Consider the following 7,017-nt stretch of genomic DNA (forward strand, 5'->3'; position numbering starts at 1 on the left):
TCCTTCAGGCGGCGGCCGGTACGGGTGCCGCGCAGGTGCAGCCGATCCCGCACCAGACGCCGGTGTGGTCGGGCCGCCGGGTGACCCCCCAGCCTCGGGAGAGGTGGTCCACGAGGAACAGCCCGCGCCCCCGCGTGGCCCCCGACCCGGCCGCGCCGAGCCGCGGCGCGCCCGCTGTCATGCCCATCGCCTCCGCGCGTGCATCGGCTCGTACCGCCTGACATCTCCCCGCATGCGGATCCCGCTTGCCGGTTTCCCTGCCGGACACTTGCGAGCGGACGAGGCGAGGCATCGTACGGGGGCACGGGTTCGCGGGCCGGGCCGCGCCGGATGTGCGTATTTCTCACTTACGCGGCCGCCTCTGATCGCCCATGATGGACGAGAACGCATCGATGGCCAGCGCTCTTGTCACGATTTTTCACGATAAGGAAGGCATCATGCCCCCTGCCATCGTCGGACACGGCGGCCCTCTCGCCGACCGCCGCTTCCCGCTCGGTGACACACCGACCACCTTCGGCCGCAGGACCGACTCCAGCGTGGTGCTCTCCAGCGAACGAGCCTCGCGCCGCCACGCCGAGATCCGCCATGAGGCGGGGCAGTACGTCCTGCACGACCTGGGAAGCCGCAACGGGACGCTGGTCAACGGCAGGCGCGTCACCTCACAGGTGCTCCGGTCCGGCGATCTGATCACGATCGGCGACGAGCAGTTCCGCTTCCTGCCCGCCGACGACACCGCGACGATCCTCGGCGCCCTCGACGACGGCGCGACCGTCTACGGCGGCCCCTTGCAACCGCACGCAGGCGGATCCACGCTGCCGCGAACCGGCGGGCCCGCGCAGCCGCCTGATCCGGGGCCGGTGCTCCGGGTGACCGTTTCAGGCGGCGGCCCCGTCGGGCTGAGCTTCGCACTCCTCCTGGAGCACCTCATGGGCCCGCGGGTCGCCGTCACCGTGTACGACGGCCGCTGGACCCAGGACGGCTCCCGGGTCGTGTGGAAGGGCCAGGAGCAGGGCAACGTACGACGTCAGCAGGTCGTCACCGTGCAGAGCCGCCAGTACCTGAATCTCCCCGGCCCGGTGCAGACCCGGCTGTTCGAGCCCGGGGCGTACTCGGAGATGTGGCCGCCCGGCCCCGACTCCATCCGGGGGCACGCCCCCCGCAACCTCCGCATCGCCTACATCGAGGACACCCTCCTGGAGATGGCGGGCGAGAAGCCCGACCGCATCCGGCTCGTCCCCGCCCGCTTCGACCCCGACGAGCACGGCGACAGCGCGAAGCAGGATCACGTGCTCGCCATCTGCGAGGGCGGCCGCTCGCGGACGCGGGAGCGGTTCTCCGCCAAGTTCGGCACCGCCGACAGCTCGATCTACTCCCTCGACGGCAAGCACCTGCAGGATGTGGTGCTGGGCCTGCGCGTCAAGTCCGACCTGCCCGACGCCATGTCGGTCCTGCTGACCGTGGCTCAGAACCGCTACCTGCTCAACGCGCTGGGCGGCGAGGGCTTCCTCAACATGCGGCTCACCGACGAGGAGGCGGCGGAGGTCGTCGGCATCGATCCCGTGCGCCGCGTGTTCGAGGAGTGCGTGGCCGCCAACCCGTGCATGATGGGCCGCACCGGCGACGGCGACTTCCACTGCTCCACGCACGGCACGTTGTTCCTGCCCGCCCTGATCAAGGGGTCGGCCCTGTGGCGGCGGGTGCAGGAGGGGCTGGTGATGTTCGGGGTGGCCGAGCACAATCTCAGCGCGGTCACCGCGTTCCGGCTCGACATGGTGCAGCGGCCGCGCTTCACCGCGCGCCTGCACGCCCCGACCTCCACCACCCCGGGCACCTACGGTTTCCTGCTCGGCGACGCCGCCAACGCCATCCACTTCTGGCCGGGCCGCGGGCTCAACAGCGGGCTGGCCTCGGCCATCTCCCTGGCCCGTACGCTCAGCCAGGTCTGGCGCGGGCGGCCCTTCCGCGACGCGGACTTCATCCGTCACGAGGCCGCCATGGCGATGCTGCAGTACCGGCACAAGAGCCGCGCCTGGCAGGCGATGGTCACGACCGACGAGAACGGCGTGACCCGCGCCATCAAGGACAACATCGCCAAGGGCTGCGCCACCACGCCCGCCGCTCCGGGCTCCGACGCGCAGGTCGCGGCGGACATCGACACGCTGATGGACCGGCTCGGAGCGATCCGGGGCCGCCTGTCACAGCGCGTCTCCGGCCTGCCGGACGACGCCGCCCTGCGGGCCCACCTCGGCCGGCTGTCGGCCGAGACCCTGCGCGTCCTGGTCATCAGCGAGGCGTGGGACACCGTGGTCATGGGCGGCGAGGAGGTCGACATCGACATCTTCTACCGCGAGGAGCCCGCGTCCGCGCCGGACGCGGAGCCCGTGTGGGGCCCGCGGCTGGCCAGCGAGCGCGAGCAGCACACCAGGCTCATCTCCCGCTCGACCACCCGGACACCGCGGGCGGCGGCACAGGCCCCCAGGTAGACGAGCCGAAAGGAGCACGACATGTCCGCTCAGAGCCGGATAGGCTCCGAGCCGTGACCTCGACGAGCGTGATCTCGGACGCGATCTCGGACGTGACCTCGACGGACGTGGCCCGGTGAGCGCCATCCGGCTGCTGGTCATCGGAGCCGACGCGGCGGGGATGAGCGCGGCCCACCAGGCGCTCCGGACGGCGGGGCCCGGCTTGGCGGTGACCGTGCTGGAGGCGACGGGCGACACGTCGTACTCCGCCTGCGGCATCCCCTACTGGATCGCCGGCGACGTGCCCGGCGGCGACGCGCTGGTGGCCCGCACCGCCGAGCAGCACCGGGCGGCCGGGATCGACCTGCGCTTCGGCGCCACCGCGACCGCGATCGACCGGCAGGCCGACACCGTCACCTACCAGGACGCCGACGGCGAGCAGGTGCTGGGCTACGACGAGCTGGTGATCGCGACCGGCGCGTCGGCCGTGGTGCGCGACTGGGCCGTCGACCCCGGTACGGGGCGGCGGTACGCCGGGGTGGCGCCGGTGAAGACGCTCGCGGACGGCGCGGCGTGGCTGGACCTGCTCGCGGGGCTCCCCGGGAGCGGCGGCCGGGTGGTCGTCGCCGGCGGCGGCTACATCGGCGTCGAGATGGCCGAGGCCGCGAGGAGGCGGGGCCACGAGGTCACCGTCATCACCCGTACCCGCGTGATGAGCTCCCTCGACCCGGACCTGTCCGCCCGGGTCGAGGCGGGGATGCGCGCGGCGGGAGTCCGGGTCGTGACCGGCTCGCCCGTCGTGCGGCTGGACGTGGCCGGCGGACGGGTGCGCGGCGTGTACACGGCGGAAGGCGAGCGCCACCCGGCGGACCTGGTCGTGCTGGCGCTGGGCGTCACCCCGAACACCGGTTTCCTCGACCTCGACAAGCTGCCCAGCGGCCCCGGCGGCGGCCTGCGGCCCGAGCCGGACGGGAGCCTGGCCGACGGCATCTGGGCGGCCGGCGACTGCTGCGAGGCCCGGCACCGGCTCACCGGCGCGTGGACGTACCTGCCGCTCGGCACCCATGCCAACAAGCAGGGCCGCATCGTCGGCACGAACCTCGTCACCCCGGGCACGCTGCGGTTCGGCGGCGTGCTGGGCACCGCCATCACCCGGTTCGCCGCGGGCCCGACGTACCTGGAGATCGCCCGTACCGGCCTGAACGAGCACGAGGCGGCCGCCGCCGGCATCGAGGTGGCGGCCCTCGTCACCGAGGGCAGCACGGCCAGCGGCTACATGAGCGAGGCCGACCCGATCGCGGTGAAGCTGCTCGCGTCGCCGTCGGACCACCGGCTGGTGGGCGCGCAGATCGTCGGCGGGCGGGGCGCGGGCAAACGCATCGACACCGTCGCCACCTCGTTGTGGCACGGCGCGACCGTCGACGACCTGGCCTGGTCGGATCTGTCCTACGCGCCGCCGTTCTCCACCGCGTGGGAGATCGTCCAGATCGCGGCCCGGCGCCTGGCCGAGCGGCTGTAGCGCGAGCGCCGTCCGGTCAGCCCATCGAGATGAGGATGGGCGCCACGTAGCGCCCGCGGTCGCCCGGGTGGCGGTCGGCGCCGCGGACCATCGTGGGCAGGGGCGCGGGGCCCTCGGCGGGGCCCAGGCCGGTGAGCCACGGGCGCAGGCCCGGGTAGGCGTCCAGCAGGTCGATGCGTACGTCGCGGTCGGCGTCGTGCGCGGCGGCCAGGATGAGATCGCGGGCGGCCTCCTCCGAAGGTGCGACCACGGGGCCGACGACGCGGTGGGGGCCGGCGTTCCAGGCCACGGCGAAGCCGCCGTCGGTGACGACCGTGTGCTCGGCCCTGGCCAGCAGCGCCGTCAGCGCCGTGCTCCGGTCGGCCCCCGTGACCTCGGCGTCCAAGGCGAGGAGCGCGGCGTGGTCGTCCGGGGTGGCGGCGCGGACCGCGGGCGGCCACGACGTCCCCCGCAGCGGGCCCGCGTTGATCGTCAGGCTGCCGGTGGGGCGGAAGCCCAGCCGTTCGTAGACGGGGCGGCCGAAGCGGGTCGCGGTCAGCTCCACGACGCGGTCGCCGGCCACCTCCAGGGCGTGCTCCATGAGCCGGGTGCCGAGGCCCTGCCTGCCGTACCGGCCGGCGACCAGCATCATGCCGACGCCGGCCAGCGAGTCGCCGTAGCGGGTCACCACGACGCACCCGGCCAGGCCGTCGCCGTCGGCCGCGTCAATGGCGTGGACCTCGCCCACCTCGAACATCAACCGCCATTTGGCCTCGTCGGTGGACCACCCGCGGTCGCTTTCGAGCCGCCGGCACAGGGGCAGGTCCTCGGGGCCGAGGAGTCGGATATCGCTCACGGGCCTGAACCTACTCCGTTCGCCGCCCCGGCAGCTCGCCGAAACGTATCGACGAATCTTCGGAAAATTTCGGAAACATCTCTCTGGATCCAAGTTAGTTGTTCTGGCCTCACCTCCGACTGCTTCCTCCCGAAACTTTCGGTACCGCGCTTCCGGCATGAAAGTTTCATGGCCGGTCCTCCTCCGCCCCGGCGCGGAACGCGAGGTAGGTGCGCCCACCCGCCCCCTCCCCCATCCCGGGGCGAACCAGGGGCTTCTTGACAGTACGTTTCGGCCTCATATTTGCTCCGTTTCGCCACCACCGCGGGTCCTGCACGGCGTCCTGATGGGAGGACACAGGGTGAAACGAGGATTGTCCGCCGTGTCAGCGGCCGTCGCCGCGGCGTTGCTGGCCGCCGCCGTGCTGCTGGGCATCACGCCCGCCGGAGCGGCGTCGCTGACCCGGGTGACCGGCTTCGGCACCAACCCGACGAACCTGAACATGTACCTGTACGTGCCGGACCGGGTCGCGGCCCGGCCGGCGCTGCTGGTCCTGGTCCACTACTGCGGCGGATCCGCCAGTGCGATCTTCAACGGCAACGGGCACGACTACGTCACCGCCGCCGACCGGTACGGCTACCTCATCGTCCTGCCCGAGGCCACCCGCTCGGAGAAGTGCTTCGACGTGTCCACCCCGGCCGCTCTCAGGCGCGACGGCGGCGGCGACTCGACCGGCATCATGGCGATGGTCGCCTACGCCCGCCAGCGCTACAACGTCGACCCCGGCCGGATCGTGGTCAGCGGCTTCTCCTCCGGCGCGATGATGACCAACGTGCTGGCCGCCCAGTACCCCGACGTGTTCGCCGCCGGATCGGCCTTCTCCGGCGTACCGGCCGGATGTTTCGCCACCACCAACGGCTCGCTGTGGAACAGCCAGTGCTCCGGCGGGCAGCTCGTCAAGACCGCCCAGCAGTGGGGCGACCAGGCCCGCGCCATGTATCCCGGCTACACCGGCCGCTACCCGCGCATGCAGCTGTGGCACGGCACCACGGACACCACGCTGGCCTACCCCAACTTCGGCGAAGAGATCAAGCAGTGGACGAACCTGAACGGGCTGAGCCAGACCCCCGCCCTGACGGACCATCCGCAGTCGTCCTGGACCCGCACCCGGTACGGTGACACCTCGACCCGGGCCACCGTCGAGGGCATCAGCATCTCCGGCGTCGGGCACCAGCTGCCGATGAGCGGCCAGCTCGCCTACGCCATCTCCTTCCTCGGCCTCGACGCGACGACACCGGATCCGGATCCGGATCCGACTCCCACGGGCGCGAGCACGATCAAGAACGTGGCGTCCGGCAGGTGCCTCGACGTCGCCGGCGCCTCGCAGGCCAACGGCGCGCAGGCGCAGATCTGGGACTGCAACGGCCAGGCCAACCAGCAGTGGACGCCCACCGCCGCCGGTGAGCTGCGCGTGTACGGCGGCAAGTGCCTGGACGTCAGCAACCGCGCCACCGCCGACGGCAGCAGCGTGATCATCTGGGACTGCAGCGGCCAGAGCAACCAGCAGTGGCGCCTCAACGCCGACGGCAGCATCACCGCGGTGGGCGCGAACAAGTGCCTGGACGTGCCGAGCAACACCACCGCCAACGGCGCCAGGCTGCAGATCTGGTCCTGCCACGGCGGCGCCAACCAGCGCTGGACCCGCGGCTGACCTTCCGGCGGCCGGCTTCGTCAGGGGAGTTTCGCATGCCCTTCGCACCTGATCACGGCACTTCGCGCCCTCAAGGAGTGCGCCGGCTCTCGGCGGCGATCGCGGCCGGGGTCATGGCGATCGCGGCGGTGTCGCTCGCGCCGCGACCGGCGGTCGCGGACGCCCCGTGGCTGGACGTCTCCGAGGACGGCTACGTGGCGTTCAACGTGCCCGCGGCGTACGTCGAGGCCAACGTGGGCCAGGTGGCGCAGCTCAACGTCGAGGGCAACTTCGGCCCCTCCTTCGCCTGGGCGGACTACGGCCTGACCCGCCGGGGCGACGTCTGGACGGGGGCGATCGGCCCCCTCAAGCCCGGCCTGTACTCGTACCAGGTCACGGGTGACGACACCAAGGGGCTCAAGGACCCGACGAACAGCACCGGCGTGGCCTCCAAGCCGCTGTGGAGCACGTTCTTCGTGCCCGGCGAGTCGGTGCGCCTGCTCGCGGACGTGCCGCAGGGGCAGGGCGGCAA

General features: G+C 72.4%; 6 protein-coding genes. 4 read left to right on the forward strand and 2 right to left on the reverse strand.

Annotated elements, in window-relative coordinates; genetic code table 11:
• Window positions 1–4 precede the first annotated feature (4 nt).
• Window positions 5–181 carry an ATP-binding protein gene (locus HCN51_RS47495; RefSeq protein WP_168018501.1) on the reverse strand — a complete coding sequence of 59 codons (177 nt, stop codon included), beginning with the start codon at window positions 179–181 and terminating at the stop codon, window positions 5–7.
• Between the two features lie 256 nt (window positions 182–437).
• Here HCN51_RS47495 and HCN51_RS47500 point away from each other — a divergent pair, with 256 nt between their 5' ends.
• Complete coding sequence (locus HCN51_RS47500) at window positions 438–2,483, forward strand: FHA domain-containing protein (protein WP_168018502.1); 2,046 nt, start codon at window positions 438–440, stop codon at window positions 2,481–2,483.
• A gap of 115 nt (window positions 2,484–2,598) precedes the next feature.
• Window positions 2,599–3,981: an FAD-dependent oxidoreductase gene (locus tag HCN51_RS47505; RefSeq protein WP_168018503.1), complete on the forward strand. Its 1,383-nt coding sequence runs from the start codon at window positions 2,599–2,601 to the stop codon at window positions 3,979–3,981.
• Between the two features lie 16 nt (window positions 3,982–3,997).
• On the opposite strand, the gene HCN51_RS47510 is transcribed toward HCN51_RS47505, so the two are convergent.
• Entirely contained in the window at window positions 3,998–4,816 is an 819-nt protein-coding gene (locus tag HCN51_RS47510) for a GNAT family N-acetyltransferase (RefSeq protein WP_168018504.1), read from the reverse strand.
• Window positions 4,817–5,177: 361 nt separating this feature from the next.
• Between HCN51_RS47510 and HCN51_RS47515 the strand changes: the two genes are divergently transcribed.
• Both HCN51_RS47515 and HCN51_RS47520 read left to right on the forward strand, forming a co-directional pair.
• Complete coding sequence (locus tag HCN51_RS47515) at window positions 5,178–6,506, forward strand: extracellular catalytic domain type 1 short-chain-length polyhydroxyalkanoate depolymerase (protein ID WP_346434052.1); 1,329 nt, start codon at window positions 5,178–5,180, stop codon at window positions 6,504–6,506.
• A 35-nt stretch (window positions 6,507–6,541) separates the two neighbouring features.
• Window positions 6,542–7,017 (forward strand): early set domain-containing protein (locus HCN51_RS47520; protein ID WP_206068720.1); only part of this gene is annotated, 476 nt, incomplete at its 3' end.

Origin of the sequence: Nonomuraea composti (genome assembly GCF_012034275.1) — a bacterium.
GTDB lineage: Bacteria > Actinomycetota > Actinomycetes > Streptosporangiales > Streptosporangiaceae > Nonomuraea > Nonomuraea composti.